The sequence below is a fragment of the Paraburkholderia sp. RL17-337-BIB-A genome, from assembly GCF_046025895.1.
In the GTDB taxonomy this organism is placed as follows: domain Bacteria; phylum Pseudomonadota; class Gammaproteobacteria; order Burkholderiales; family Burkholderiaceae; genus Paraburkholderia; species Paraburkholderia fungorum_C.
In genome coordinates this window covers 2053575-2079669 of sequence record NZ_JARESY010000001.1, presented here as the reverse complement: position 1 = coordinate 2079669, position 26095 = coordinate 2053575, and the positions used below count along the sequence as shown (strand labels likewise).

Annotated in this window: 24 protein-coding genes and 3 pseudogenes; 14 read left to right on the top strand and 13 right to left on the bottom strand. The window is 60.5% G+C overall.

What is annotated here, in order from left to right:
• Nucleotides 1-22: 22 nt before the first annotated feature.
• The 3 genes from P0D84_RS09370 to P0D84_RS09360 all read left to right on the top strand — a co-directional run bounded on the left by P0D84_RS09370 (nucleotide 23) and on the right by P0D84_RS09360 (nucleotide 3318).
• On the top strand, nucleotides 23-1339 hold the full coding sequence (locus P0D84_RS09370) for an MFS transporter (RefSeq protein WP_408335253.1): 1317 nt from the start codon (nucleotides 23-25) through the stop codon (nucleotides 1337-1339).
• A gap of 610 nt (nucleotides 1340-1949) precedes the next feature.
• Nucleotides 1950-2084 (top strand): DUF3563 family protein, encoded by a 135-nt coding sequence (locus tag P0D84_RS09365; RefSeq protein ID WP_408335250.1) that lies wholly within the window; start codon nucleotides 1950-1952, stop codon nucleotides 2082-2084.
• Nucleotides 2085-2163: 79 nt separating this feature from the next.
• The gene (locus P0D84_RS09360) at nucleotides 2164-3318 is read left to right on the top strand and encodes an alpha/beta fold hydrolase (RefSeq protein WP_408335247.1); all 1155 of its coding nucleotides are present in this window, start codon (nucleotides 2164-2166) and stop codon (nucleotides 3316-3318) included.
• Nucleotides 3319-3982: 664 nt separating this feature from the next.
• Here P0D84_RS09360 and P0D84_RS09355 read toward each other — a convergent pair.
• A complete protein-coding gene (locus P0D84_RS09355) occupies nucleotides 3983-4294 on the bottom strand; it encodes an HU family DNA-binding protein (RefSeq protein ID WP_494478244.1) in 312 nt (103 codons plus the stop codon).
• A 113-nt stretch (nucleotides 4295-4407) separates the two neighbouring features.
• Between P0D84_RS09355 and P0D84_RS09350 the strand changes: the two genes are divergently transcribed.
• Both P0D84_RS09350 and P0D84_RS09345 read left to right on the top strand, forming a co-directional pair.
• Nucleotides 4408-4623, top strand: a complete 216-nt coding sequence (locus P0D84_RS09350) for a hypothetical protein (protein ID WP_408335241.1) — start codon at nucleotides 4408-4410, stop codon at nucleotides 4621-4623.
• Nucleotides 4624-4758: 135 nt separating this feature from the next.
• Nucleotides 4759-5929 (top strand): annotated as a pseudogene (locus P0D84_RS09345) (tyrosine-type recombinase/integrase).
• 515 nt (nucleotides 5930-6444) lie between these two features.
• On the opposite strand, the gene P0D84_RS09340 reads toward P0D84_RS09345, so the two are convergent.
• On the bottom strand, nucleotides 6445-7365 hold the full coding sequence (locus P0D84_RS09340; protein ID WP_408335238.1) for a LysR family transcriptional regulator: 921 nt from the start codon (nucleotides 7363-7365) through the stop codon (nucleotides 6445-6447).
• A gap of 155 nt (nucleotides 7366-7520) precedes the next feature.
• Here P0D84_RS09340 and P0D84_RS09335 point away from each other — a divergent pair.
• Together P0D84_RS09335 and P0D84_RS09330 are read left to right on the top strand one after the other, a co-directional pair.
• Nucleotides 7521-7757 (top strand): annotated as a pseudogene (locus P0D84_RS09335) (hypothetical protein); the annotation flags it as partial.
• Between the two features lie 151 nt (nucleotides 7758-7908).
• Entirely contained in the window at nucleotides 7909-8577 is a 669-nt protein-coding gene (locus P0D84_RS09330; RefSeq protein WP_408335235.1) for a response regulator transcription factor, read from the top strand.
• A 220-nt stretch (nucleotides 8578-8797) separates the two neighbouring features.
• Here the strand turns inward: P0D84_RS09330 and P0D84_RS09325 are convergent, their stop codons facing one another.
• Nucleotides 8798-9100, bottom strand: a complete 303-nt coding sequence (locus tag P0D84_RS09325) for a VF_A0006 family four-cysteine protein (protein WP_408335232.1) — start codon at nucleotides 9098-9100, stop codon at nucleotides 8798-8800.
• A gap of 105 nt (nucleotides 9101-9205) precedes the next feature.
• Nucleotides 9206-10009, bottom strand: a complete 804-nt coding sequence (locus P0D84_RS09320) for a DeoR/GlpR family DNA-binding transcription regulator (RefSeq protein ID WP_408335229.1) — start codon at nucleotides 10007-10009, stop codon at nucleotides 9206-9208.
• A 31-nt stretch (nucleotides 10010-10040) separates the two neighbouring features.
• Here P0D84_RS09320 and P0D84_RS09315 point away from each other — a divergent pair, with 31 nt between their 5' ends.
• The 3 genes and pseudogenes from P0D84_RS09315 to P0D84_RS09305 form a co-directional block, all read left to right on the top strand.
• Nucleotides 10041-10631 (top strand): NUDIX domain-containing protein, encoded by a 591-nt coding sequence (locus P0D84_RS09315; RefSeq protein WP_408339740.1) that lies wholly within the window; start codon nucleotides 10041-10043, stop codon nucleotides 10629-10631.
• Nucleotides 10632-10636: 5 nt separating this feature from the next.
• The gene (locus P0D84_RS09310; RefSeq protein WP_408335226.1) at nucleotides 10637-11005 is read left to right on the top strand and encodes a DUF4406 domain-containing protein; all 369 of its coding nucleotides are present in this window, start codon (nucleotides 10637-10639) and stop codon (nucleotides 11003-11005) included.
• A gap of 155 nt (nucleotides 11006-11160) precedes the next feature.
• Nucleotides 11161-11394 (top strand): annotated as a pseudogene (locus P0D84_RS09305) (SDR family NAD(P)-dependent oxidoreductase); the annotation flags it as partial.
• An 89-nt stretch (nucleotides 11395-11483) separates the two neighbouring features.
• Here the strand turns inward: P0D84_RS09305 and P0D84_RS09300 are convergent.
• The 4 genes from P0D84_RS09300 to P0D84_RS09285 all read right to left on the bottom strand — a co-directional run bounded on the left by P0D84_RS09300 (nucleotide 11484) and on the right by P0D84_RS09285 (nucleotide 15596).
• On the bottom strand, nucleotides 11484-12842 hold the full coding sequence (locus tag P0D84_RS09300) for an acyclic terpene utilization AtuA family protein (RefSeq protein WP_408335223.1): 1359 nt from the start codon (nucleotides 12840-12842) through the stop codon (nucleotides 11484-11486).
• Nucleotides 12839-13204, bottom strand: coding sequence for an AtuA-related protein (locus tag P0D84_RS09295; protein ID WP_408335220.1), 366 nt, complete (start codon nucleotides 13202-13204; stop codon nucleotides 12839-12841). The genes P0D84_RS09300 and P0D84_RS09295 overlap by 4 nt, the downstream gene beginning before the upstream one ends.
• 31 nt (nucleotides 13205-13235) lie before the next feature.
• A complete protein-coding gene (locus P0D84_RS09290; RefSeq protein ID WP_408335217.1) occupies nucleotides 13236-14183 on the bottom strand; it encodes an amidohydrolase family protein in 948 nt (315 codons plus the stop codon).
• Nucleotides 14184-14249: 66 nt separating this feature from the next.
• Entirely contained in the window at nucleotides 14250-15596 is a 1347-nt protein-coding gene (locus tag P0D84_RS09285; RefSeq protein WP_408335214.1) for an MFS transporter, read from the bottom strand.
• 95 nt (nucleotides 15597-15691) lie between these two features.
• Here P0D84_RS09285 and P0D84_RS09280 point away from each other — a divergent pair, with 95 nt between their 5' ends.
• Complete coding sequence (locus P0D84_RS09280) at nucleotides 15692-16606, top strand: LysR family transcriptional regulator (protein WP_408335211.1); 915 nt, start codon at nucleotides 15692-15694, stop codon at nucleotides 16604-16606.
• Nucleotides 16607-16649: 43 nt separating this feature from the next.
• Here P0D84_RS09280 and P0D84_RS09275 read toward each other — a convergent pair whose 3' ends face one another.
• The 3 genes from P0D84_RS09275 to P0D84_RS09265 all read right to left on the bottom strand — a co-directional run bounded on the left by P0D84_RS09275 (nucleotide 16650) and on the right by P0D84_RS09265 (nucleotide 18132).
• Nucleotides 16650-17222 carry a hypothetical protein gene (locus P0D84_RS09275; RefSeq protein WP_408335208.1) on the bottom strand — a complete coding sequence of 191 codons (573 nt, stop codon included), beginning with the start codon at nucleotides 17220-17222 and terminating at the stop codon, nucleotides 16650-16652.
• Complete coding sequence (locus tag P0D84_RS09270) at nucleotides 17219-17386, bottom strand: M15 family metallopeptidase (RefSeq protein ID WP_408335205.1); 168 nt, start codon at nucleotides 17384-17386, stop codon at nucleotides 17219-17221. The genes P0D84_RS09275 and P0D84_RS09270 overlap by 4 nt, the downstream gene beginning before the upstream one ends.
• Nucleotides 17387-17517: 131 nt before the next feature.
• Nucleotides 17518-18132, bottom strand: coding sequence for a tetratricopeptide repeat protein (locus P0D84_RS09265; protein ID WP_408335202.1), 615 nt, complete (start codon nucleotides 18130-18132; stop codon nucleotides 17518-17520).
• A gap of 712 nt (nucleotides 18133-18844) precedes the next feature.
• On the opposite strand from P0D84_RS09265, the gene P0D84_RS09260 reads away from it, so the two are divergent.
• Both P0D84_RS09260 and P0D84_RS09255 read left to right on the top strand, forming a co-directional pair.
• On the top strand, nucleotides 18845-19492 hold the full coding sequence (locus P0D84_RS09260; protein ID WP_408335199.1) for a hypothetical protein: 648 nt from the start codon (nucleotides 18845-18847) through the stop codon (nucleotides 19490-19492).
• Nucleotides 19493-19696: 204 nt separating this feature from the next.
• Nucleotides 19697-22744 carry an EAL domain-containing protein gene (locus tag P0D84_RS09255; protein ID WP_408335196.1) on the top strand — a complete coding sequence of 1016 codons (3048 nt, stop codon included), beginning with the start codon at nucleotides 19697-19699 and terminating at the stop codon, nucleotides 22742-22744.
• Nucleotides 22745-22853: 109 nt separating this feature from the next.
• Here P0D84_RS09255 and P0D84_RS09250 read toward each other — a convergent pair whose 3' ends face one another.
• Nucleotides 22854-23348, bottom strand: coding sequence for a hypothetical protein (locus P0D84_RS09250; protein WP_408335193.1), 495 nt, complete (start codon nucleotides 23346-23348; stop codon nucleotides 22854-22856).
• On the opposite strand from P0D84_RS09250, the gene P0D84_RS09245 reads away from it, so the two are divergent.
• On the top strand, nucleotides 23322-23525 hold the full coding sequence (locus tag P0D84_RS09245) for a hypothetical protein (RefSeq protein WP_408335190.1): 204 nt from the start codon (nucleotides 23322-23324) through the stop codon (nucleotides 23523-23525). The genes P0D84_RS09250 and P0D84_RS09245 overlap by 27 nt on opposite strands.
• A gap of 169 nt (nucleotides 23526-23694) precedes the next feature.
• On the opposite strand, the gene P0D84_RS09240 is transcribed toward P0D84_RS09245, so the two are convergent.
• Entirely contained in the window at nucleotides 23695-25968 is a 2274-nt protein-coding gene (locus P0D84_RS09240) for an alpha/beta hydrolase domain-containing protein (RefSeq protein WP_408335187.1), read from the bottom strand.
• Nucleotides 25969-26095: the final 127 nt, after the last annotated feature.

The window sequence follows — 26095 nt, the reverse complement described above, 5'->3', positions numbered from 1 at the left end:
AACGAACAATGTGGAGTGAGACATGAAACGAATACAGCTCAAGGCGACCACTACCGTCCTGCTGATGTTGTGCCTGATGTACTTCATCACCTACGTCGACCGTGTCAATATCAGCACCGCAGCCGGGCAATTCAAATCCGAACTCGGGCTGAGCAACACGCAGCTCGGCTTCATTTTCTCGGCTTTCGCGTACCCGTACGTGATATTCCAGTTCATCGGCGGCTGGGTCAGCGATCGCTTCGGCGCCAAGCGCACGCTGATCGCCTGTGCCTTCATCTGGGCAGTGGCGACCACGCTGACGGGCTTCGCCGGCGGCTTCGCAACGCTCGTCGCGGCGCGGCTGCTGCTGGGTCTGGGCGAAGGCGCCACCTTCCCCGCCTCCACCAGCGCCATGGCGTCCTGGGTGAGGAAGGACAAGCGCGGCATGGCCCAAGGCATCACTCACTCGTCGGCGCGGCTCGGCAATGCGGTGGCGCCGATGCTGGTGCTGGCGCTGATGACCGCGTTCGACTGGCGATTCGCTTTCTACCTGCTCGGCGCGCTGAGTTTCGGCTGGCTGGTCCTGTGGTACGTGAGCTACACCGAAAAACCGGCGGATCATCCGCGCATCACCGCTGGCGAAATTGAGAGCCTGCCACCGCCGAGAGTTCGTCCGGTGGAAGTGCCCGGCACCTGGGCGCGTCTCTATCGTCGCCTGCTGCCTGTCTCTGCTGTGTACTTTTGCTACAACTGGATCCTCTGGCTGATGCTCGACTGGATGCCGCTCTACTTCATGCATAGCTTCCATCTGAACATCAGGAAGGCGGTCATTTTCACATCAGGGGTGTTCGTCGCCGGTGTGTTCGGCGATCTGATCGGTGGGCTCATCAGCGATAAGCTGCTTCGACGCACCGGCAACCTGAAGCTCGCACGCAGCGTCCTGGTAGCGTTCTGCATGACCATGACCGGCTTGTCGCTGATCCCGGTGGTGCTGATCCACGAACCGATGTATTCGCTGATTTTTCTCGCTGCGGCGATGTTCTTCAACGAAATGAATATCGGGCCAATGTGGGCTATTCCAATGGACATCGCTTATGACCGCTCGGGTACGGCCAGCGGCATCATGAGCGGAACGGGCTTCACGGCAGCGATCGTCAGCCCGGTTGTGGCGGGCTATCTGATCGACCGACTGGGGAATTGGAATGTCACCTTTCTGCTGTCGATCGGCGTGATGGCCTGCGGTGTACTGCTGACTTTTATCATGAAACCGGATATGCCGTTCGTCGCCACGCTGAAGCGAGCGGCGCCTTCGGAGCACGCAGGTCGAGATGCAGCGTTACCGATTGCCGATAAAAACTGAAAGAAACGTAAATGCCTTAGGGGACTTGCAGCGGGAGTGGATAGGCACGAGCGCCCTCCAATCCAGATATTGCCTGTCGGCCCACAGACCGGAGACACTGTGAGTCCCCGCAAAAAAACAATTACAGTCGGGCGTCGGGAACGATTCAGTGAGGCACAACCAGTAGGTCGAGCCCAGCGACAGCCCGTCATCGTTGAAATCGTAGCTCGCGTTGTGCAGCATGCAGGGGCCGAGGCCATGACCGCGGTAGCGCGTCTAGAAGAGTCGAACACCGCCGTGTCGGAGACTATCGAGCAGTGCATTTCGGCGTACATCTTCCATCTGTTCGCCGGGATGTGCGAGCTCCTTGATGACGGTCGCGCAAACGCACAAAGGATTGCGTGTGTCGGGGTGACATGAAACGCCGTACGTTTGGCATGCTTTGATGCATCCACGCGCTTGAATGAGAGTCGCCCGCATCACATACTGATCTCAAGGAAACGCCGTCGGATAGCTATCTACGATTAGAAAATATCGCGCAGTGCCAGAAGACCTTCTGCATGCACAACGGCAAAGCCTTTCCGCTCACTGGCGAAATCTTAAATAGCCTTCAACCGAATCGGGTGTACGTATGCTTTTCACTCTCCTATTAGAACGCCTCGACCGGTGGCTGCAAAATACCCAACAGACCCGCTCTGAAGGACACCTTGCAACTTCGAAAGATATTGCCGAGCTTGAGCGTCGGATGAAAGAGTTGGACGGTTAGCCCGGGCCAACCCCCGTTGGCTCCCATACCGTTGTACCCGAGGATTTGGTGGCACGGATGCTTGCAGCCTCGACGCGCATTGGGCAAACTCCTGCCACTTCAACAAATTGGTGATTTACGAATGGGACGTGTGACACATGGGCTGGCGGTTATCGCCACAGTGCTAGGCTTTGCCGCCGCAGCACAAGCGCAGGAACCGGCTACCGGCGGAGCTGCAGAGAAGTATTTTGAAGGAAACCTGCCGCTTGAAAGTGGGCAGGTCATCAAGGATTTTTCGATTTCGTACGCGACGCATGGCACCCTGAATGCCGAGAAGTCAAACGCCATCCTTATGGTCACTGCGATTGGCGGTAACCACCATCGGCTCGATTACCTGATCGGCCCAGGCAAGGCACTTGATACCAATAAGTATTTCATCATCACGACTGACGCTATCGGCAATGGGCTGACAACCTCGCCGTCCAATAGCCTCACCCAGCCCGGCATGTCGTTCCCCCACTTCTTGATTCGCGATATGGTCGAATCGCAATACCGACTTGTTACACGCAAATTCGGCATTGCGCATCTGGTCGCAGTCATTGGCGCTTCGATGGGCGGCATGCAGACTCTGCAGTGGGGCGTCAGTCATCCCGATATGATGGACGCGCTGGTTCCAATCGTTCCTCTGGGACGCACGCCGGCATGGACCAAAGCCGTGCTCGATCTCACGCGACAAGAGATCATGTCTGATCCTGCGTGGGATGACGGAAATTACAAACAACCTCCGCAAACGGGGATGCGTCTGTGGGCCGGTACGATGGCATTGATCACCCGTACGCCGGAACTACTCAAGAATACGATGCCGAAAAGCGACGACGTCGAGCCTTGGCTCCTTAAGACCGAAGATGACGGGTGGAAGAATTTCGACGCACGTAACTGGGTTTACCAGACGTGGGCCTACGATGCGCACGATATCGGCACCACACCAGGTCTGAACGGCGGCTACCATCAGGCGTTACGGTCGATCCGGGCGCGCACGCTGATTCTCGCCGGGGTCGGCGATCTGCTCAACCCGGAACCGGAGGCACTAGAAGCCGCACGCTACATCCAGGGCGCGCAATTTGAATCGATCGAACCACGCTGGCCGTCGGGTCATTTTTCCGCTGCCGGCGTAACGCAGCCGGAAGTGGATTTCCAGAATCGCGTAATCGGTACCTTCCTCACAAAAGTCTACGCGGACAGAAGTACGAGCTAAGGTGCGCCAGGCCGCTGCCCATGCGCTGCGACGCGAACGCTGCATGGGTGGTGGCGAAACGAGTCGCCATGGTCCTCGACACAAAGCCACGCGTCAAAGTTCGTTTCGGCCAAACTACAGTAAACCCCGCTCGATGTAGACCCGCGTGATCGCCCGTCGATGCTCTCCCGACATTGCATGTAGTCTGTCGGGCGACCCTTTCTTACTGCCGTACCTTGCCCCGCAGTCTGCACAGCGATAAGGTGTCTCGAGAAGTCGCACGTTTAGCAGATACGGGGCTTTATATCCGCACTGCCGGCAAGCTGCCTCAAGGGGCAACGAATGCGCGGGGCAAACCATAACTCTGTTTATCTGGTAGAGAGCACGGTCCCAACCAACCTGACCAATTGCATAGCCAAGCTCGAAAAGGACGTTGGGATTTGCACACGGACGCTGGGTACCTTGAGAAGTCACAGTCGTGATATCTGCGATAAAAACCTGCGCCGAGTTAATTCTTGTCGTTGATTTTGTCGGCGATGTTCGGGCTACCGGATGTGTCGCGCGTCGCCTCATCAAGCACGATCTTCATCTCTGTGTACTTCGCTTCCAAGGCTTTGGCAGCGCCCTTCAACTCTCGCGCAGGAGTGATCGCTCCTGGTGACGTCTGCCGGCGGTCGTGCCGGCTTCAGTTCCCGTTCACTGCGTCCTTGAATGCCTTGCCTGCCGTGAACTTCACAGTCTTCGCAGCAGGGATCTGGATTTCCGCACCGGTCGCGGGATTGCGACCAACGCGCGCGGCGCGGGCACCGGTCGAGAACGACCCGAAGCCGATCAGTTGCACCGTGTCACCTGTCTTGACGGCGTGTGTGATTGCGCCGATTAGTGCGTCGACAAACTCGCCCGTTGCAGCCTTGCTCTCGCCAGTTGCGGTAGCAACCGCATCTACCAATTCCTGTTTATTCATTGTCGCTCCGTTGTGGTCTTTGGAAGCCCTCACCCTACCCGATCGTCGCGCAGTCGCGCAATGCCGGCGAAACTGAACCACGCCACCGCTACCCGACAGTTATCTCCGGCACGACTCACTGCGCCCGTTGATCCAGGAACGATGAGGTGCCTGCGGAGTCGGGCAACGCGGCAAGCTCCGTCGGAACGACATCGCTTGCTTATTCCTTCGCTCCCTTTAATCCACGCTTCTCCCTGGCAACGGGTACAGCGGCCTTCGCTGCGGGTCTTCGGGAATTCGACCTTCAACCGGTCGATTTCAGCGGCGAGGCGGGTTTCGTCGGGCCGGACGTCGGGCATGACGGCGGTTTCAGTGAAATTTAGTAAATAATATAACGTAAACCGTCATATATCTAACTCACACGCGTCAATATTTTGACATTACGGCTATAATGTCGACATTATTGGAATCGATGCACATCCAAACGCGCCGACACCACCTGCCACCCGAAGCCGCCCATGACCGCCCTGCTGCTGCCTCCGCAGCCCATCGAAAACCTGGCCATCCCGTCTGAACTGGATGGCAGTGATGGCAACAATCGCTCCAGAAACGGCAGCGCGCAGATCGCCGCCCGTAATGATCTCGACGCGATCCGCGCATGGCTGGCCCGCTTCGTCGATACGAAGACCACTTTCGACAACTACCGCAAGGAAGCGGAACGCCTGCTGTTGTGGTCCGTGCTGCAGATGGGCAAGCCGCTGTCGTCGCTGACCCACGAGGACCTGCTGGTCTATCAGCACTTTCTCGCCGACCCGCAGCCGGCAGCGCGATGGACTGCAAATGGCGGTCGCAAGCACCCACGCGGCGATCCCCGCTGGCGGCCGTTTTACGGGCCGCTCTCCGCCACCAGCCAACGCCAGGCGATGGTGATTCTCAACGTCATGTTCGCGTGGCTGGTGCAGGCGGGTTACCTCGCGGGCAATCCGCTTTCGCGCCAACGCGCACGGCGCGCCAAGCCGCGCATCACCCGTTATCTGTCGCCCGAGCTATGGCTCGAGGTGAAATCGTCGATTCAGGCGATGCCAAAAAAAACGGACCGTGAGCGGGAGCACTTCGCACGCGTGCGTTGGCTCTTCACCCTGCTCTATCTGGGCGGCCTGCGCATTACTGAGGTAGGCGAAAACACGATGGGCCGGTTTTTCTGCCGGCGCGACGCGAACGGCGAGGATCTATGGTGGCTCGAAGTGCTGGGCAAAGGCGGCAAGGAGCGGCTGGTGCCGGCTACTGCGGAAATGATGGCGGAGCTCGGGGCGTACCGTCGCGAGCGAGGACTGCCGGCACTCCCTTCGCCGGATGAAGACACGCCCCTGATCCTGCCGATTGGACAGTCGCTCAAGCCGCTGACACGTGCGGCACTGCATCGGATTGTGAAAGAGGTTTTCAGCGAGGCAGCCGACGCGCTGCGCGCGCGGCGAAACATATGCGCCACGAGCCGATCAACTGGAGCAGGCTTCGGCGCACTGGCTGCAACATAGCGCCGGATCGCATATGGCGGATCAGCAGGCAGACTTGCGGCTCGTGCGTGACAATCTCGGGCATGCCTCGCTCACGACCACCAGTCAGTATCTTCACGTGGACGACGATCGTCGTCATCGTGGGACCGATGAAAAGCACCGCATTGACTGGTAGCCCACACGGACGTTCAACAATCCACTTCGGCCATTAGTCGCGCGGCGACGTCGAATGGCAGCTACCGTTCTGCTCAATGGGTGAAATCGACCCTCACCGGCCGCTTGCCCAAGTATGAACGCTAGGACAGGTTCCAAGCTATAACGGTCATTCACGCGGCAATCTCTGCGCGTACGGTTCGACACCGAACAGACCATTGCACCGCAGCCGAAAAAATATCCATTCAGCCTCAAGCGGACGCCTACCCACGACATCGCTCAGTTAGGCCGCATCCCGCCCACGCGACCGTCTAGTCAACTCTGTCACTCAGGAAGAGCGCTGACGTAGTATCGCGCGCTTCGCGTGGCCAACCGCGAAGATGAATCGTGGATGCCATGGAACCAGTATGGTCTGCTGTGGATTACCAAACGATGTGGATGACGCCAACCTCTTCCACGAACGCCAACAAGTGATCTGACGAAGCAACCCGGGCGAGTTTGTTGCGCACTCAACTCCTGCGTTCATGAGAGTTGAGTTCAGTCTTTCGTATGCGCCCAGGGCACGCTCGCAAGACATTCGCCGAGATAGGCCAGCATCGCTGTCACCCGCGCCGGCCTGAAACCGCCAGGCGGTGTGACGAGGTTGAGATGAACTCTCGCAATCTGCCAGTCTGGCAAGACTTCCTCCAGTTCACCGCTGCACAGCGCATCCCAGACAACGAACTCCGGTTGTAGCGCCAGACCCTGTCCCGCAAGCAGTGCCGGAATGATGGCCTCGGCATTGTTGCTGCTGATTCTCCCCTTCACGGACACCACGCACTCGTCTCCGGACGCATGATGGAAGCGCCATTGGCCGGGCGTCGGCAGATTGGTGTAGATCAGGCAGACATGGTCCGCGAGTTCCCGTGGATGCGTCGGGCGGCCGTGGCGGGACAGATAGTCCGTGCTTGCGACGAGCGGCCGGCGCACCTCGCAGAGCTTGCGCGAGCGCAGCGACGAGTCCGGCAGCTCGGCGATGCGCAGTGCCACATCGTACCCTTCGGCGACGACATCGATCACAGTATCTGTCAACGACAGGTCGATGTTGACGTCGGGATAGCGGTTGAGAAACTCGGGAATCAGCGGCGTCAGATATTTGAGGCCAAACGACATCGGCGCACTGACGCGCACCGTGCCGTGCGGCGTGAGCGCTTGCGCCGACGCCTCGGCTTCGACGGCTTCACCTTCGTTCAGGATGCGGCCCGCGCGTTCGAGGGCCATGCAACCCGTCGGGGTCAACGACAGCCGGCGCGATGTCCGATATAGCAGCGCTGTGCCGAGCCGTTGCTCCAGGCGGGCAATCGCCTTCGATACGGTGGGCTGCGACATGCCTAGCGATTCGGCCGCTTTAGCAAACGAGCCGAGATCGGAAACACGGGCAAATATGGCCCAAGCCTGAAGATCGGGAAGAGAAGGCATGAAAAAACCGGAATGGAATCCATTCGTTCCATTCTATTTATCAGGTTCAGAAGGTCAATTACTATCGCTGCTTCGAAATCGTTCCTGCGGGCGCCCTCATCCATGTCGATGGAACTCTAAGCGCGGACGGTCTTCATCACGCGATATCACGTTTGCTGAATCAACCTGGAGAACACGATGCTTCAGGCACAGCCAAGCCTGGAAAACTGCTGCTTTCGCCGGCCGATCACACTCCGATCCTGATCGACCATCAGTCGCAAATGGCGTTCGCCACGAAGTCAATCGATCCGGTTCTGCTGCGCATCAATGCCGCGCAGGTTGCGCAGGTGGGGAAGGATTGCTCCGTTTCGACGATCCTGACCGCGGTGGCATCGAAGACCTTCTGGGGTCCGACGTCATCAGGAAACACCGAGCGGGTCTCGTCGAAGAGGGTTGCGACGATTGTGGATGGATCGATAGTACGCGTTGGCGGCTGGGGCAATCAGACATTTAAAACCGTTAGTCCGACAAGGAAGGGCTTTCACCTGACGAAAGAGAGGTTCTATGAGATCCGTGAGCGAATTAGTCTACGTGGTCGACGACGACGGGCGCGTGCGAGAAGCACTCGCTGCGCTGTTGCGCGCAAACGGAAGAGACGTCCAGACATTCGACTCTGGCGAGGAGTTCCTGGACACCCCGCATCAAAATGTCGTTGCATGCCTGATACTGGATATGAGAATGCCAGGCATGAGCGGGCTGGAAGTTCAGAAGCTTGTCAGCAGCGACTCACAGATTCCGGTCATTTTCATTACCGGAAGGGCAGATGTGCCGTCTACGGTCCTGGCCATGAAGCGCGGGGCTATCGACTTCCTCACAAAGCCACTCGATGAGGACGCGTTGATGCGCGCGGTTGATGCGGCAATCGCCAGGGCGCACGTTCTTCGCAAGGAGGCGGAAGATACAGCGGCGCTCCAGGCTCTCCACCAATCTCTGACGCCTCGTGAGAAGGAGTTGTTGCCGTTGCTCGCAAGCGGCCGGCTCAACAAGCAGGCAGCCGCAGATCTTGGTATCACCGAATACACCGTGCAGGTGCATCGCGGCAACATCATGAGAAAAATGCAGGCGGATTCGTTTGCCACGCTCGTCAGGCAGGCAAGCAGACTGCAGCTTGAAACATCGTCGACGACGCGACGAACGGCGTCACCCGAGCGGCTGTTTCGAGAGCGAAGCTGACGCACGAATGTCCGGTTGCGCCGACGGGTGAATGGCGCCTCCTGGCCGGCCTCTGCCTGACAGCGATCGGCGGCACGCGGAACCGAAGCGGACCTTGGCATCTTCCTGAAGCAGCCGTTCGTGCCGGGGTCACGCCACGTCTCCACCGGGCGAGGTCAATGAACGAAATCGAAATTAAATCTTGCGAATCTCAGGGCTGCAATCGTCAACGGCGTCCTTCCTACATCTGATTTTGACGTCGGCATGCATGCAGAATCTCGTTGACCGCAAATGCTCCTCTCACGGTCTGCACATTTTGCAGGACACATAGGTGATAGGCTCTTTCGCGCGGCAAAAGCATTGCGCCATTTCTGTAAAGCGCGTCGCACGAGTTGCTAATCTCACGAGCCGCAAAGCTGCTCTGACTGTTTCCCAACGAATGCAGGATGCATTGATCGTACTCTGAATTATCACTACCGTACGCTAGCGCCGAGAGCGGGGTGGCGAGCGTGATCGAGAGAAACAGATAGGCGAGTTTGAGCATGATTGTGACCGACACTCAGGGATATAGCGGCGGGCAGTCACGGATTGTCAGCGATTCAGGCGTCGGTGTCGAGCGACCGGTTGTGGGGCCGCTCCCGGTCTGATGTCACGCACGTACAATACTCACCTTGGCAGTCTCTAGCGCTGCTGTCAACACAGGGTCATTCAACCCCTCGACCACTATTGTCTGCGCAAGCGTCAAGTCGCCTATTGCATACGCGGATGCTGAATTGAGTTTTTCCATCGACGCCAGAACGACTGTCTCGGCGGATCGCGCGGCAAGCGCGCGTTTCACATACGCCTCTTCGAGATCGCCTGTACTGAGCCCCGCCGTCGGATGAACACCGGTCACGCCCATGAAGTAAATGTCGGCGTGGATATGCGACATAGCCTCGATGGCTGCAGCGCCGACGTTCACGATCGAATGCTTGTACAGCCTGCCGCCGATCATGATCACTTCGATTGACGGATGATCGACCAGCGCAACGGCAACCGTCGGGCTATGCGTAACCACTGTCGCCGACAGGGAGTGCGGGATATGCTTCACAAGCTCGGCGGAAGTCGTCCCACCGTCGATGATGACAATCTGGCCCGACGCGATCATGGACGAGGCAGCTATCCCGATCGCGCGCTTGCCCGACGACTCCAGCGTGCGTCTCTCCGAAAACGCAGCAACGGCCGACGAGGCAGGCAATGCTCCCCCGTGAACCCGCTGCAGCAATCCTTCCGCGGCAAGTTCCCGCAGGTCGCGTCGTATCGTGTCCTCGGACACGCCGAAGCTTACGGCGAGCGCCCCCGCGAGCACCTGCCCGTCTCGGGCTAGCCATTCGAGAATCGTCTTCTTACGTTGAGTCGTCAGCATGAGACTGCACGTTTTTTCTTGATATTGAACGAATTCGCACGATATCATGAATACGCCCTTTCGTGAGTTGGAGCAATTCATGACTGCAACGCAAGACCGTGTACGCATCATCGATACAACCGTGCTATCCGACGATTGGTACGTGTTGAAGAAGACGACCTTCGATTTCCTGCGGCGCGACGGCACGTGGCAGCGACAGAGTCGGGAAACGTACGATCGCGGCAACGGTGCGACGATTCTGCTGTTCAATCGTGCCAGAAGGACGGTCATATTGACCCGGCAATTCAGGCTGCCTGCGTTTGTGAATGGCCACGACGGGATGATGGTAGAAGCTGCTGCGGGCCTGCTCGACAACGCATCGCCGGAAGAACGCATTCGTGCTGAGGCGGAGGAAGAAACCGGCTATCGCGTACACGACGTGCGGAAAATATTCGAGGCCTATATGAGCCCGGGATCAGTGACGGAAAAGCTCCATTTTTTCGTCGCTGAATATGATGCGACGACGCGCATCGGAGACGGCGGTGGAGTCGAAGCCGAAGGGGAAGACCTTGAAGTATTAGAACTTGCGCTGGACGATGCACTAACGGCCGTGGACCGTGGCGAAATCGTGGATGGGAAGACCATCATGCTTTTGCAACATCTCGCGCTGCGCGAACTGACGAGGTGGTGAACAAGATGACCTCTCAACTCATCCTCATCGCCGGCCCCTATCGCAGCGGGACACAAGGCGATCCTGCACGCATCGCGTCAAACCTCAGGCGGCTAGAACAAACGGCACTACAAGTCTATCAACGAGGACATATGCCGATGATCGGTGAGTGGGTGGCATTGCCTTTGGCTGCTGCGGCCGGCTCGAATGCAATAGGTGATGCGATCAGCGAAAAGTTCCTATATCCCGTAGCCAATCGGCTGATCGAGCAGTGCGACTCGGTGTTCCGTATTGAAGGCGAATCCAAAGGAGCCGACGAGGACGTTCGGCTAGCGCGCGAACTGGGGAAACCCGTGTATTGGAGCCTCGAAGACCTTCCAACATGCGCCGGGTAATTGTTGACGATCTACGAGGCGATACCGACTGGCCGTTATTGGCCGCGCGCTGCCGGATGCGGTTGGCGTATGTGATCGAACGGCACCTCTAGCGTTGATGGGCTGGACCCGCCCCCAACGGACTTTCAAGCTCCCGCGCAGCGGACATTCAATCAATGACCATGCGAGTTTCACTGCTCTACTTTGCACGCAACCTGGAAGGATTGAAAGCGGTCGAGGCCGAACTGGCCGTTTACGGCCATCCGGTCCATACCGCGCCTTGCGATCTCGCTGACGGCGAGGCGATCAGCGCTTACATTGCGGCCGCCGGCGAGGCGCCTGGCGGCATCGACATTCTGATCAACAACGCGTCCGGTTTCGGAGACGGAGATACCGAAGCCGGCTGGGAGGCCGGTATTCAAGTCGATCTAATGGCGACGGTGCGCGCGGGTCATGCCGCATTGCCGTTCCCGCGGCAAAGCAGCGTCCCCGCACGTTTTTACAAGCTATTGATCGACACGCTGAACGGCACGAGTTCACGCGGCACCAGCGCGGAACTGAGGCCAACCACAGGGCGAACGCGCGAGCCTGGTGAACTCGTCGCCCATTTGCCGGTGCCGGACGCGCCGTTCACCGCCAGTGGGTCGACCTCGCGGCGCAGCTTGTCGGCTTCCTTGCGCGTGCGGGTCTTCAGCGCGATGCGCAACACGACTTCATATGGCACCGATGACGACTCGCCCGACGACTCCCGATGCACGGCGTTCAAGCCGACATAATCCATGCGGATCTCCTCGGCCACGAGACTCACGCGCTTGAAGCGCTCAGTCAATATCTCCCGGGTGAGTTCCGCGCGTTCGAGCGCGCCCGGCCCGGCGAACAGCACCATTTCCTCGGTCATGAAGCCTTCCTCGAGACCGATCAGGGCCTTGAGGGTCGGCGTTCTGGGCAGGCCAGCCTGGTCGATGAACACCTCCACCTGGTCCTTGCCGATTTGCTTGAACGTGACACGAGTCAGGTCCGCAACCACATCGGGGCACAGGTAGCGCGACGGATCCTGCACTTCGTACAGCAGTTGTTCCTTGCAGGTTGCCTCGGAGACGACTCCGCCCGTGTTCGGCAACTTGGTAATGACGACGTAATCGTCGGTGACTTCGACGATCGGATTACCGACATCATGCAGGTTGGGCACGTTCTTGTAACCCGGATCCGCAAAGTAGCCGCCACTCACCTGGCAGCCGCATTCGAGCAGATGACCGATGATCATTCCCTTGGCCATCAGGTGATGGTCCTTGAAGTCCCATCCAAATTCGTGGGCGAGCGGGCCGAGGTACACGCAGGCATCGGCAACACGGGTCGTGATGACGATATCGGCTCCTTCGCGCAACGCCTGCACGATCCCTTCGGCCCCGAGATAGGTTTCCGCGGAGACGACCTTGTCGGGACTCGCCAGAACGCGTTTGCCATTTTCGATGAAGGTGAGATCCAGCTCCTCGAGCCGGTCGAGCAGCAGGCCGCCGCTGACCGCGGCGACCTTGAGGTTGGGGACGCCTTCCTCGCGCGCGATGGCGAGGATGCGCTGCGCTGCCGCCTGCGGATCGAGCCAGCCCTGGTTGGTGATGATCCTGATGCCCTTTTCCTTGCAGACCTTGATGATCGGCCGCATGCGATCATCGAGATAGGGGTCGTAGGGAACGGTCTCGCCATTCTCCATGCGCGCCACTTGAGCGGCGCTCATCGTCACCTCCGACATCGAATCGAAGCACAGGTAATCGATGTCGCCGTCGCGCACTAGCGCGCTGGCCGGCTCGAAGCGGTCACGCGACCAGCCGGTGGCGGATCCCAGTCGGATGCGTTTCATTGGGTGTCCTGCTTCAGCATGTGGGTTGATCTCTCGATATAGCTGTCGGGAACGGTCATCGGCATCGTCATCATCAGGGACGAAAGCGCCTTGCCCGATTCCTCGAAGGCAAGCGTTCGCGACCGGCCGCCTTCGAGCACGTCTTCAAGCACGAAATTCAGTGCGCCGATCGACGGCACTTCGTAGCGCGTAATGCGGCCCCGCGTGATCGGCCCGTAGAGCTTCTTCACCGCCGCGACGGTGACCTGCTCCAGCAGGATGGGGTAGTCGGCGAGTTCATGGGCGATCACCGACACGTTCGAATGGTTGCCCTTTTCGCCGGATCGGGAATGCGCGATTTCTCGCAAGCTTGTTTGTTTCACGTTGGTCAATCCGAGGTTTTCAGGAGAAGGATCAATCGATGGGTGACCCGGCACTTGCATCGCTGCTGGCGCCATCGCTCACGTCAGATTCGAAGCCGTACAGCCGCGCGGGGTTGTCGACGAGCAAGAGCCGACGCGCCGCTGGATCGGGCAGCCATCGAGGCACAAGGTTGAACAGCTCGCCCGTGTCGTGCCACGTGGCAAGGCCGACATGGGGCCAGTCGCTGCCCCAGAGCACCCGCTCAGGGGCAGCGTCGGCGAGTGTTTTGGCCAGCGGCACTATCTCGTCAAAATGGGTGGTCCCGTTCCTGGTCACCCTGTTTGCCCCCGACAACTTGACCCAGTGGCCGTGATCGCGCACCAACGCCAGCAACGCCTGGAATGCCTTGCCATCGGTGCCCTCGCCGGTTTCCACATGGCCCATGTGATCGAACACCACGGCGCAGGGCAATGCTTCGAGCGTCGTGCGAAGCGCGAGCAGCGTCTGGCCGTCCACATAGAGCTGCAGGTGCCAGCCGAGCGGTGCGATGCATCGCGCGAGCGCGTCGATATTGGACAGCGACGCACCGCCACCGAAAAGCGCGTTGATGCGGACTCCGCGCACGCCGGCGGCGTGCATGTCGGCCAATGTCTCATCTGTTGCGTGATGATGCGCGGGACCCTGCGTCGAACCGGCGACCGCAGCGTGCAGCACCGCGACACCTCTCAGGCGTTTCGGGTTGCGTCGAAGCGTCGCCAGCAGGTAACTGTTGTCAGTGCCATACACGCTGGGCTGCACCAACACGCCACGGTGTATCCGCAAACTGTCGAGCATGCGGAAGTACTCTTCCTCAGGCGCCGGAGCCGGCGTATAACGCCGTTGCGCGATGAGTCCGCTGCCGTCGGGCGCGATCACGTGCGCGTGCGAGTCGCACGTGCCGGCCGGCACATCAAACGCCGGTGCCGCATAAGTCCAGCTGCTCGGTAAGTCCGTCATCATCAGTTCATCTCATCTGTGAGAAGCCGCGTGTTCGCATCCGCCGCGAATACGGTGCCTGTACAGTCCTCAGGCGACCACATCGCCGGGGACCACGTTCGGCGCCTCGCGCTCGCGGCGCAATTCTGGCAGCCATAGGGTAATCAGCGCGCCGGCGAACAGCAGCATGCCGCACAGAACGAGCGCGTATTCGAGGTGCCCCGTGCTCTGCTTGATCCAGCCGAGCAGGAACGGACCGACATAACCGCCGAGGTTGCCGATCGTCGTGATGAGGGCGATCCCGGCCGCCGCGGCCGCACCCGATAGCAGAAGGCCAGGCAGGCTGGACACGATCGTGAACGACGTCAGGATGCCCATCATTGCCAGCGACAAACTGGCCATCGAAATCCAGGCACTGTGCGAAAAGAAGGTCGCCGCGCACAGCCCGACGCCCGCCGCGATGATGGCTCCTGTCAGGTGCCAACGACGTTCCCCACTGCGGTCCGAATGGCGAGCCACGCAGATCGTGCACACCGCGGCCAGCACGGACGGAATGGCGACGATCAGACCGTTGTCAAATGCATTCGACACGCCCAGACTATTGACGATTTGCGGCAGCCAGAAAGACAGCGCATACAGCGCGTCCACGATCGAGAAAGTGACGAACGCCAGCAACCATAGGGTGCCGCTGGCAAAGGCCGCGCGCGTGCTGTGCGAATGGGCCACCTCGGGGTGCTCGCGCATTTCCGCCTGGCGATCGGCGGCCATCAACGCCTTGTCGTCGGCCGTGAGCCAGCGCGCTTTGTCCGGGCTGTCGTCGAGATAGAAGTAAGTGATGACGCCCAGCAATGTTGCGGGCAGACCGGTCAGCAAGAACAGCCATTGCCAGCTGTGCAGCCCGGCCACCTCACTCATGTGCACCATGATCCAGCCGCACAGCGGTGCACCGACAGCCCCAGCCAGCGGAATGCCAATGACGAATAAAGCGGTGGCCTGACCGCGCAGCCGGCGCGGAAACCAGTAGTTCAGATAAAACACCACGCCCGGATAAAAACCGGCCTCGGCGATGCCGAGAATGAAACGGGTGACATAGAACGTCAACGGGGAATGGACCCAGACCATGGCCGCGCTCACCAGGCCCCAGATGAACATGATGCGGGCAATCCAGAAGCGCGCACCGACGCGACGCAGGATCAGGTTGCTGGGAATTTCGAACAGGCAGTACGCGATGAAGAAGATGCCGGCGCCCAACCCGTACGCGACATCGCCGATGCCTGCGTCGGTCGCCATGCTCAACCTCGCGAAAGAGATGTTGATCCGGTCGAGAAACGAGACGATATAAAGCAGCAGGAGAAACGGTAACAGACGAGCAGCAATCTTGTTGTACAGCGTGTATTCCCGATCCGAGCGAAAGCCTGTTGCACTGAAGAAAGCCATCACGTCTCCGATTGTTCTTTTGTATTGATCGGATACTAGGATCGCAAGACTTATAAAACAATTGCCGATTTTTTATTGATTGATATCATTCCCTTATGAATATCACCCTTCGCCAGCTTCGCGCGCTCGTGGCGGTGTCGCGCCTGGAGAGCTTTACCAAAGCGGCCGAGTTGCTGCACGTCACGCAGCCGGCGCTGACCGTCCAGGTAAGACAACTGGAAGAAGCACTCGATCTCAAGCTGCTCGACCGCACCACGCGGCAGGTCAAGCTCACCGAGGCCGGCAAGGACATCGTACCGATCCTGCAGACGCTGCTGCGCGAGCTCGATTCCGTCGTCAGCCGCTCGAAGGACTTGTCGTCCAAACGAGCGGGCTCGATCCGCCTCGGCTGCCTGCCGTCCGTCGCGGTGAGCGTCCTGCCGCTTGCGATCGCCGCGTTTCGCGAGCGATTTCCGAATGTGTCGTTTGTCCTGGCTGACGGTCTAGGCAAGCGCATCGTCCAGGACGTGCGTCAGGAGACCATCGAGTTCGGCATTACCGACGTCGACCTCGGCGCGCCTGACCTCGCCTCCGTATGGCTCTTCGACGAGACCATGCACGTGTTCTATCCGCGAGACCACCCCATTGCCCGATCCAGGGCAATCACCGTGGAGGAACTCGCAAAGTATCCGATCATCCTGATGGCGCCGGAGAGCAACGCGCGTACTGCCGTCGATCTCGCGTTCGCAAACCGCGACAGGCGTCCGAATGCCGGTTGCGAGGTCGTCTATATGTCGACGGCGATCGGTATGGTGCGAGCAGGTCTCGGCATAACCGTATTGCCACCCATGGCTGTCCAATCGGAAACCGCGCCCGACCTGGGGTCGCGCCCGGTCGACGACCCGGCCTTCATTCGCAGGATCGCGGTGGTCACCAAAGCCGACCGGTCGTTATCGCCGGCGGCCGCGGCGTTTGTCGATATCCTGCAGGTGACGGTGAAGCACCGACGTTCGTCCCGCGGTCGGCCGTAGTCCGCCCACGGTCGTCCGCGCCCAGCGCCATGTTCCGATAAATTCACCACGGAAGCAGGCGTACCGCCGCCTGCGCGCACCACCTTTGCCGCACGGTGGCGCAACACGCCTCCGAATCAATCCATCTGTTGCCGTAACACCCTCGCCTTGTTTGAATAGTAATGAAACGAAGCAGTGTTGCCATTGCGCCGAACACTTCGCTCATCTGCCGAGCGGCCTTCGCGGCGCTGTCGAAAGCAGCGATCAGGTCGCTGCGTTCCTGGTGCTCCAATGGTTTGCCTTCAACAAACTTTCCCGCGATATAGCCGGATGTCGTTTCAATGACACCCATCGACAGGTGTCCACGTTTTAACTCTCCGAAGTAGGATTCGGCGACTTTGCCGTCGGAGTAAGCACGCAGCACTCCGTATCCGTCCGCTATGCCCTGCGCGGAGCAACCGCCACTCCACCGGACGATAGTGAAATTCCATGAAGCAGGCAGTTCGAATCGGCATCCCGAACGCGTATCCGTCCCGTTCAGATCCGACGCGCAGCTGCCCTGCGGGAATGCCAGTATTGAAACCGTTGAAACGATCGCGATCAGCAAGCCTCGCAAACAAATCGATGAGCGCTTCATTTCAGTACGGCAGGCCAGCTTGCAACCAGGTCCTTGCCCGCCTCGAAATGCATGCCATCTTCCGTAGGAAAAGCGGCGCCCCAATACCATCCGTGTCGATTGAAGATCGGACAGAGAAGTGTCAGGCCGACCTGGACTTTGTTGTCCCCGCGCGTATCGAGCACGCCGGCTATCGCCAGGTCGACGGCCGTGCCCCACGAGCGATTTGGAAGTATTTTTTGTGCTGCCGCGCCTATAGCGACAGCACAACCTACCTGCGGTTCCGATCTGAGCGGCGAGGTCGGGCAACTCCTGCTCAATGTCCGAGAAAACCTCCCGCAAGCTGTCGACGGTCGGCAGCAGTCCCTGAACGCGAAACTTTCCGATCTTGGCGGGGCTCGCGCTCGTATCGTGATAACGGAGGCGGAATATCCGGCGCCAGCAGTGCCTGGCACAAGTACGTTGCAGCCAGATCCGTCGCATTGACGCGCAGGTAGAGCTCGCCCAGTTGCAGCCGTATGTTCGCAAGCCCGGGGTTGATCTTCAGAATCCGCTCGAGCGCAGCGATTGCCCCGCGTATGTCGTCGTCCGACGCCGCCGCGCAAGCGAATTCGAAGGACCGTTCAGCGTTCGCGGGATCAGCCATCATCGCGCTGAACGCGTCGCGATATTTCTGGCTATGGCGGGTTGCAGCGTCGTTTGGGTTCGCTTCGCCTGTACCGGTGGATTCCGACGATGACAAAGCGGGCTCCGTTTCGGTCGCCGTCATTGCGCTCGCGTTGCCGATGGCGAGCGGCGCCATCGTGATGATCGCCGCGATCAACCGATGATTGCAGACGAACAAAGCGGCGCGTACCCGCTTTTGTCGATTTGCGGTAATGGGTGCATTCGGCCAGCCGGATTCGTCTGTCCGCCGTGGTCCAGTCTTCACGCCAGTCTCCCAGGAAATCGTCGGACTTGATCAGTGCAAGCTAGTTAGCGATGCCGAAGTCTCTTCCGAGAAGACGAATGACTTGCCGTGTTTCTCGATTGGCGTGCCGGCCGAGTCTGGAAGTTGGCTGACTTTGTCGAAGCGAAGATCTTTTGGAGGCTCAAATGCGTGAAAGTCGATCGTCTCTCAACGAGAAGCTGGGACGATCGAAAAATGCGGACCTTTGTCATCGCCAATCCATAAGCGATCTTCAGTACTCATGCATGCCCGGCTTGTGCCCTGCACGGATCGCCGGTCGAAGAGCAGAAGCAAACGCAAGGACTTTCGCTGGCGCGATTGCAATGATGGCGTAGGTCTGCGATTCATTTAATAGAACATATAACGTAAACCATCATTTTTTTAATCTCTCCCTGGCAGCGACACCCAGCCGGAAAAAACCGCCACGCTGCGCACCCCCGCTGTTTCAAACATCCCTTTAGTGACCGTGCGAAGCTCCCTGTACTGCCACCAGCCGGTGGCAGCTCAATCGGGAGTTTTTACAATGTTAGACAGCAACCAAACAGCGAACGCCCGCACTTTTCCCGGGGCATTTTCCACTTCAGCAACAACAGACTACCGGTCCGACACACCGTCATCGGGCAGACGCGAAGCGCGCCTGCCATTTACGATACGTGTCGTCGATAACGATGAGGCGCTAACACGTGCACTCAGGATGCGGCAGGCCGCCTATCAGCGGCACGTGCCGGAGTTCGCGCGAACGATGGATCAGGAAGAGCCGTACGATCGCGATCCGGGCGGACTCGTGCTGCTCGCCGAGTCCAGGCTCGACCGCAGTCCGGTTGGGACGATGCGCATCCAGAGCAACTGTTTCCGCCCGCTCGCACTCGAGCAGTCGCTAGAATTGCCGGACTGGTTGTCCGGCCGGCTGGTCGGCGCCACGCGGCTTGGCGTGGAGGCCGGCGAGCCCGGCCGGATGGTCAAATTGGGGCTCTTCAAAGCGCTGTACCTATACTGCGTACGTGAACGGATCGACTGGATGGCCATCGCAGCCCGGACGCCGCTCGACCGGCAGTACGCAGCGCTGCTTTTTCGCGACGTTTTCGGCGACAAAGAGTTTATTCCGCTTGCCCACGCAACCAACATCCCGCACCGTATCATGGCGTTTGAAGTGGCCACCACCGAGCGGCGGTGGGGCGAGGCGCGGCACCCGCTCTACGAGTTCATGCTGGTGACACACCATCCGGACATCGACCTGAGCGCTGCGCCATCGCTGAACTGGGTCCGCGGCGCGGCTCCCTTCGGGGATAAGGCAAGGTCGTTCGGCTCGCTGCAGAACAGTGCAGATGCCGCGGTCGTCTAGTTTGCCTGCCGTGATCGAGGTTGTCATGCAGTGGCGGTGGATACACAAGGCCGCCTCAGGTTAAATGTGGGATTGCCGTAAAGAGAAGGAAGCATCGTCAGCGCCTTTCCAGTGCTGACGATGCTCGACGAAGCCCCGCCACCCGAAAGCGCGACTTGACCGGCGGGAAAGATGACAAAGTATCACCTAGACGGGCAGGCTTGAATGGAATGGTTTGAAGGCATGCGGTATCGGACCTGGAGCCGTTCCGGCCTGTCGATTAACGCATTCTCGCAGTTGTTTTGCTACTATGCGGTGCCGGTTGCGATCGGCATTCTGTCACTGCTCGTGTCGCTGTACCCCGCTGCCACGCCCGCGCCTGAAAACGGCACCCCCCTGGCGATGCGCATACTTAGCGATCCGGACGGCCACCTCGGCGTGGAGAGCGCCGCGGCCGCGCTCCGATCCCAGCCTTTGCAGACGAACTACGACACGCGTCTTAGCGAGGCGCCGATCTGGTTCGAGATCCATCCGTCGCAATCGGAAGCGGCGGCGAGCGCAACCACAACTTTGTTCCCGTCGCGCCATATTCAGCAGATCGCCTGTTTCGACGCCCTCACGCGGGTACCGATCGGCAGCGTATCGCGGACCCAGGCGTCATCGGGCGAGATGACCCGCTCAGGCAGCGGTATCGCGCTCATCTCCGAGCGGCTATATGGCGTGATTTGCCGGGCCATCTTCAGCGGACCCGCGGTGCTCAGCGCGTTCCAGTTGTCAGCGGACGAGCTGAAACAAAGAAACGACACGTTCTATCGCCGCTCCGGCTTGCTCGAGGGCGGCCTCGTGACACTGGCCGCCTTCGTGTTGATTACGGCGATCGTCAACCGTGACTGGGTCTATGTGCTTTTCGCCGCGTGGCTGTTCGGTAATTTGCGACTCGGTGCGATCTCGATGGGATGGGACGACCAATGGCTCGGCTATCCCATTCCGTCCGGCTGGATTTCACTCATTCGCAAGATCACCGTGCCGGTTTATTACATTTTGACCTGCACGCTCTTTCAAACACTTTTCAAAAACGATCTCTCCCGGGTGGGGTATCAGCGCCTGTTCCAGACGGTGCTTTTGTTCGGGCCGGTACTGCTGCTGGCATCGATCCTGCTGCCCGTGCCCGTTTATCTTCCCGTGATGTGGGGCATCGCCAGTTTCGCGATCGCGGTGCTGGTATTCATGCTCACACGCATCCTGACGGTCGCGCCGTCGAGAACCGCGCTCTGGTACAGCGCGGCCCTGGCCGTCGCGCTACTCGCGAGTCTCTCCGAGGTCGCCTCCGCGGTCTTCAAGACGCATGTCTTCTTTCCGGCATTCAATAGCGTCACTGCCGCGCTGGTGTCCAGTCTGATGGCCGCGCTTGCGATCGCCGAGCAGATCCGCGCCGAGCGGGCCGAGCGATTGCGCGTGCAGGCCGAATTGCGCCACGCCTATGAAACCACGCCAGTCGGTCTTTTCACGCTTGCCTCGGACGGCAGCTTCGTACGCTGGAACTCGGCACTCGAAACAATGCTGGACATGAAAGGCGGCACAGCGGGCCGGCACTGGGACGACTATTTCGCCGCCGACAGCTGGCAACCGATCTATACCCGTGCACTCAACAACGACTCGGCCGAGGTCGAATTGTCGCGCCTCAGCAGCCCCTTCGGCGCGAACTCCGCGAGCACGCCCGGCGCCGGCCTGCCGGCCTATGAAGGCGTGCTCACCGCGCCCAGGTCCGGTGGCGACAAACGGCGGCACTATCTGGTCCGGGCCGCCTACGCCGGCTCGCAACTGGAAGGCTCCATCCAGGACGTCACCGAGCGGCACCAGGCGATCGGTACCTTGAGCTTTCTGGCGGATCACGATCCGCTGACCGGCGCGTTGAACCGGCGTGGTATCGATAAACAGATCGGCCGCACGGAAGACGCAGCGGCGGACTCCGTGGCGGACCGGGCGGCGTCGCTCATCATCGCTTACCTGGATCTCGACCGCTTCAAGCTGATCAACGATCTGTTCGGCCATCACATTGGCGACGAGGTATTGAAGCAGGTCTGCCTGCGCATCGAATCGCAACTGGGCCCGAACGACCGCGTGTGCCGCATCGGCGGCGACGAATTCGTGATTCTGTTTCGCGAGTCCTCGATCGGGCAGGCCGAGTCGATTTCGCAGACGATCATCGATGTCATCGACTGCGAGCCCTACCGGATCGGTCGACGGGCCTTTCACGTCCGCGCGTCGCTTGGGTTGATCGAGGCGCCGCCGGGACTCAGCGCGGAAGATGCGATCTCCACCGCTGACGCCGCCTGCCGGGAAGCCAAACTGAACGGTAGTGGGCGGGTGGTCGTCTATACGCGCGATGCCGCAATGTTCGTCGAACGCGCGCGCGATCTGGATCTCATTGAACGCTTTAACGGCGAGTTGCCGCTTGCCGGGCTGTTCCTCGAAATGCAGCCGATCATGTCGCTGAAGACACCATACGACGCGCTCGATTTCGAAGTACTGCTGCGCATGCGCGCGCCTGATGGCACCATCATCCCGCCGTCCAAGGCCATCGCCGCCGCGGAGGCCAACGGTACGATTTCCGCGCTGGACAAATGGGTGATGGAAACGACCTTGGCCTGGATCGAGCAGCATCGCGCGAGGCTCTCGCACACCCGCTTCATTTCCATCAACGTGAGCGGCGCGTCATTGAACGACGAACACTTCGTGGCGGAGCTCGGCGAGTTATTCCTGCGGTACCGGAGCGCGGTGCCGATGTTGTGCATCGAAATCACGGAAGGTGTGGCGCTGCACGATCTCGACAACACCCGGCGCCTCGTCGACAACCTGCAGCGCCTCGGCGCAAAGGTCGCGCTCGATGACTTCGGCGCGGGCTACACGTCGTTCCCGTACCTGAGGGACTTGCCTGCCGACGCATTGAAAATCGATGGCGGCTTCGTGCGGGATATGCAGGAGCTTTCGGCGAACGCCGCGATCGTCGAAGCCATCATCGGGCTGGCGCGCAACCTTGGCATGCAAAGCATCGCGGAGTGGGTCGAAGACGCGCAAACACTTGAGATCCTGCAGGCGATGCGAGTCGATTACGTGCAGGGTTTTGTCATCGCCCGTCCCCAGTCGCCGGATGTGATCCTGGCGGCAACGTCGGCAGCCGATTTCATCAACGATCCCGCGATTCTTGCGCTGATCGGCCCGCGAATCATGCCGCCCTCGCACGATGGAACTGCAACGCAGGCGCTGCACTAGCCACTGTGCACGATGCTGTACGGCGCGAGCGGAACCTTGTCGACTCACGTCCGGCAGGATGCGCCTGCATCACGCTCTGATCGTCGGGATCGACGCTGCGAAAGAACCGTCAACGCGGGAAGTAGATCGCAATGAAACCAGGATTCTGATCCGTTGCGCCGCTCGCCGGAATGCCCTGTTCGACCAGCACGGTTTGCTGTGCGGCGTTGTGGTAGAGCTTCAGCCGGATAGTCTGCGGATCAGCCGGCTGACTGCTGTCGAGATAGCCGGCGCCCGACAATAACGCGGCAGCCTGCGCCGCGGTAAAGCTCTGGTTGATCGTCGTGACGGTGGTGGATGGATTGCCGTCGAATACGTTGTCGGAGAAACTGCCATCCGCGTTGACCGTCAACGTCGACGAAGGCGACGGCGCACCTTCGGCTTTCGCGCCGCAGTTTTCCCAGCCGTCGAACACGGCGCCGCTGGCGCCCAGAGCCGCCCAGTTCGCGGCCGGCGTGGCCGACACGCTCCAGGTAGGGTCCAGCAGCGCGGCCACACTCTTGATGTTGACGTCGGCGTTGCCCCGGCCACCGTGCCGATGCTGTTGGTCACCGCCGACACGCATGCCGTGCCGGCGCCCGGCACGCCGGCCGCCAGATGCGTGGCAACGAGCGGCGTGTTGCCGGCCGTCAGCAGCGGCGCGACCACCGGACTGATCAACATCGCATTGGTGGTCGTTGTGGCGGCGCTGAGCGACAGCGAAACCGCATTGACGCTGCCGAGCGTCAAGCTATTCGGGTAGACCGAAACATTCGCCGGGGCGGCCGGTGCGGCGCCGGCCCCCGACGACGTGCTCGGACCACCGTCGCCACCGCCACCGCCGCAGGCGACAATCAGCGCTGCGGTACAAACGGCGGCGGTGCGTCCTCCTGCTTTCTGCGTCACGGCGTTCGCCCTCAGCACACTGCGTCTCAAGGTTGCGGCAGCAATGTCGCGGACACGCTGGCCGCGTTCGCAATGAAGACGTTGCTGGCATCGTCCTGCAGCAGATAACCCTGGCTGACGAGTGCGTTCGCCGCGGCCGCAACCGCTGCCTGATACTTCGACCGGCTGCCGTTGTAGAGCGTCGCCAGCGTAGTGCGTGAATCGGTGCCGCCGGCCTGCGCGGCGGTATTCACCGCGAACGGAATCGCACCGCCGTTGGAAATGCAGCCGTCGCCGATCGCATGCCCCGCACCACGATAGTTCCAGCCGGTATAGGTGGCGAGCGGCGCGCTGACGTCGGGCACCAGCACACCGGTGGTCTCGTTGCCGTTGGCATCCACCTTCGGCACGAGAATGGTGTAGGCCTGCGCCGTGTTCACTACCGGCACCGCGTTGCTATAGTCGGTCACGAACAGCTGGTTGTATTCGCCGTTGAAGGTCAGTTGCAGCGGCGTGGGCGTCGCGGCCGGACCACTGGGCACCGACACGTTGGTCAGCGACGGGAAGCCCAGCGCCGTCTGGGTGGGCGCAACCAGATTGCCGGAGGCGACCGTCGGGTATTGCGACGCGGGCGGCGGCGTGCCCTTGCCGACCCAGTTGACGAGGGCCGGAATCAACGCGCGTTCGACTGGCGTTTCCTCGACCGGCGAGCCCGGCAACTGGCACTGGCTGCCCGCGGCAGGCACCGTGAAATTGCCGGTCGTCACGCCGCTTCCGCCGCCGTGCTGGGTCCCCGCGACCAGGTAGTAGCGGACATTCGGCGGCAACTGAATGTCGTTGCCGCGCCCGTCGGTGACGACCAGCGACGCCGCCCCGCCCCACCATTCGAACGAGCCGTCGAGTTGCATGATCTTCGGGCAGGTGTTGGTCGCCGTGCACTGCTTCAGGATACCGTCGGAGGCGCCGCTCACGGGGTCGGTCATCGTGGCGTAAGTGAACGGGAACTGGAAGCCCGGCATGAAGTGATCCTCATGCTGCTTCGACCAGCGCCCCGGCTGCGCGAACGCTGCATTGGTCCACGTGCGGCGAGCGGCGGAGATGATCGGAAACAGGCCGTCGAACACGATCTTGCCGTTCTTGTCCGCGTTGAAGCCCTGATACAGGAAGTCCTTGATGAAGCGGCCCGATTGCGAGATGCCCTCGCCGATCGCAATATCGAAGTTCGTACTGGTCGAACACGACGACGCGACGCATCCCGCGTTCTTCAGATCGTTGAGCGGATTGGCGACGCCCTGGGCGTCGGTCGTGTCGTAGCGAAGGAACGACACCAGGTCGCGCAACGCGGCGAAGCCGATGCCGTCGACGGTCGGGGCCGCGGCCTGATAGACGAAACTGTAAATGGTCCCGGCGTCAGGCGGAACCTGCGCGCCGTTCGGCCCCGGCACGGACGCGGGCGGCGTGAACGTCACGGAATAATTGCCTTCGTAGACATTGTTCGGCGTACTGACGTAGCTCCATGTCGTCACCGGCTGGGAAGGCGCGGTATAGGTTTCGAGGCCGCCAGGAATGCTGCCATACGCGGTGAGCCACGACTGGCGCGCGGTGAACGTGACCGAGCTCTTGTCGTTGAGATTGGCCGGCGGGTACGTCAACGGAATGGTGGTGGCTGGGCCGCCCGCATAGTCCGGAATGAATTCCTCGCGGCTCATGCCTGTCATCGGCGTGCCGTCCTTGTTGGTCGCAACGGGGAAGCTGGCGCCGAGCAGGCCCGCGCCGGCGGTCGTGCTGTTGCCGGCGAGCGGAACGTCGCCTTGCCAGCCGCTCCAAAGAATCGTATAGCCGTTACGCAGCAGCGACGGGAAGCTCGACGATGGCGGCGCGCCGGTGTCGAGCGCGCCGCCGCCTACGAAAGATGCCGCGCCGATCTTGCTGCCGCGATTCACCACGTCGTAGAACAGCACGCGTTTCGCGGCCGATGCATTCTGAGGCCGCAGGATCACGACGTCGGTCGTATAGGCGACGTAACCGTCGCTGCCCACCGGCGCGTTCTTGATGTTCACGATGCCCGCATTGAGCGGATTGTTTGGATCGAGCTCGCCATGCACGACGGCGGTGATCACCTGATAGGGACCCGCTGCGCCAGCCGGCGTCGCGCCGGCGAAAGCCGGCGCGCTCGAAATGACCTGGAAGCTCTTGATGAAGCCTGCACCGTGCGACACAGGAGGCGGAGGCCCATTGACCCCGTCTCCGTGCCCGCAGCCGCCGATCAACGCGATCCCTACACCGACTCCCACCGACACAGCTACGAACTGCATCTTCATGATCAGCCCTCCGAACACGGGTCAAGGAAAAGGACTGCGCGCGCGTATGGGCGCGTATGGAATTGACGGACTGTCATCGGTCGAAGACCGCGGATATGTCCGGAAGCCCTGTCAATATTTTGTAGGC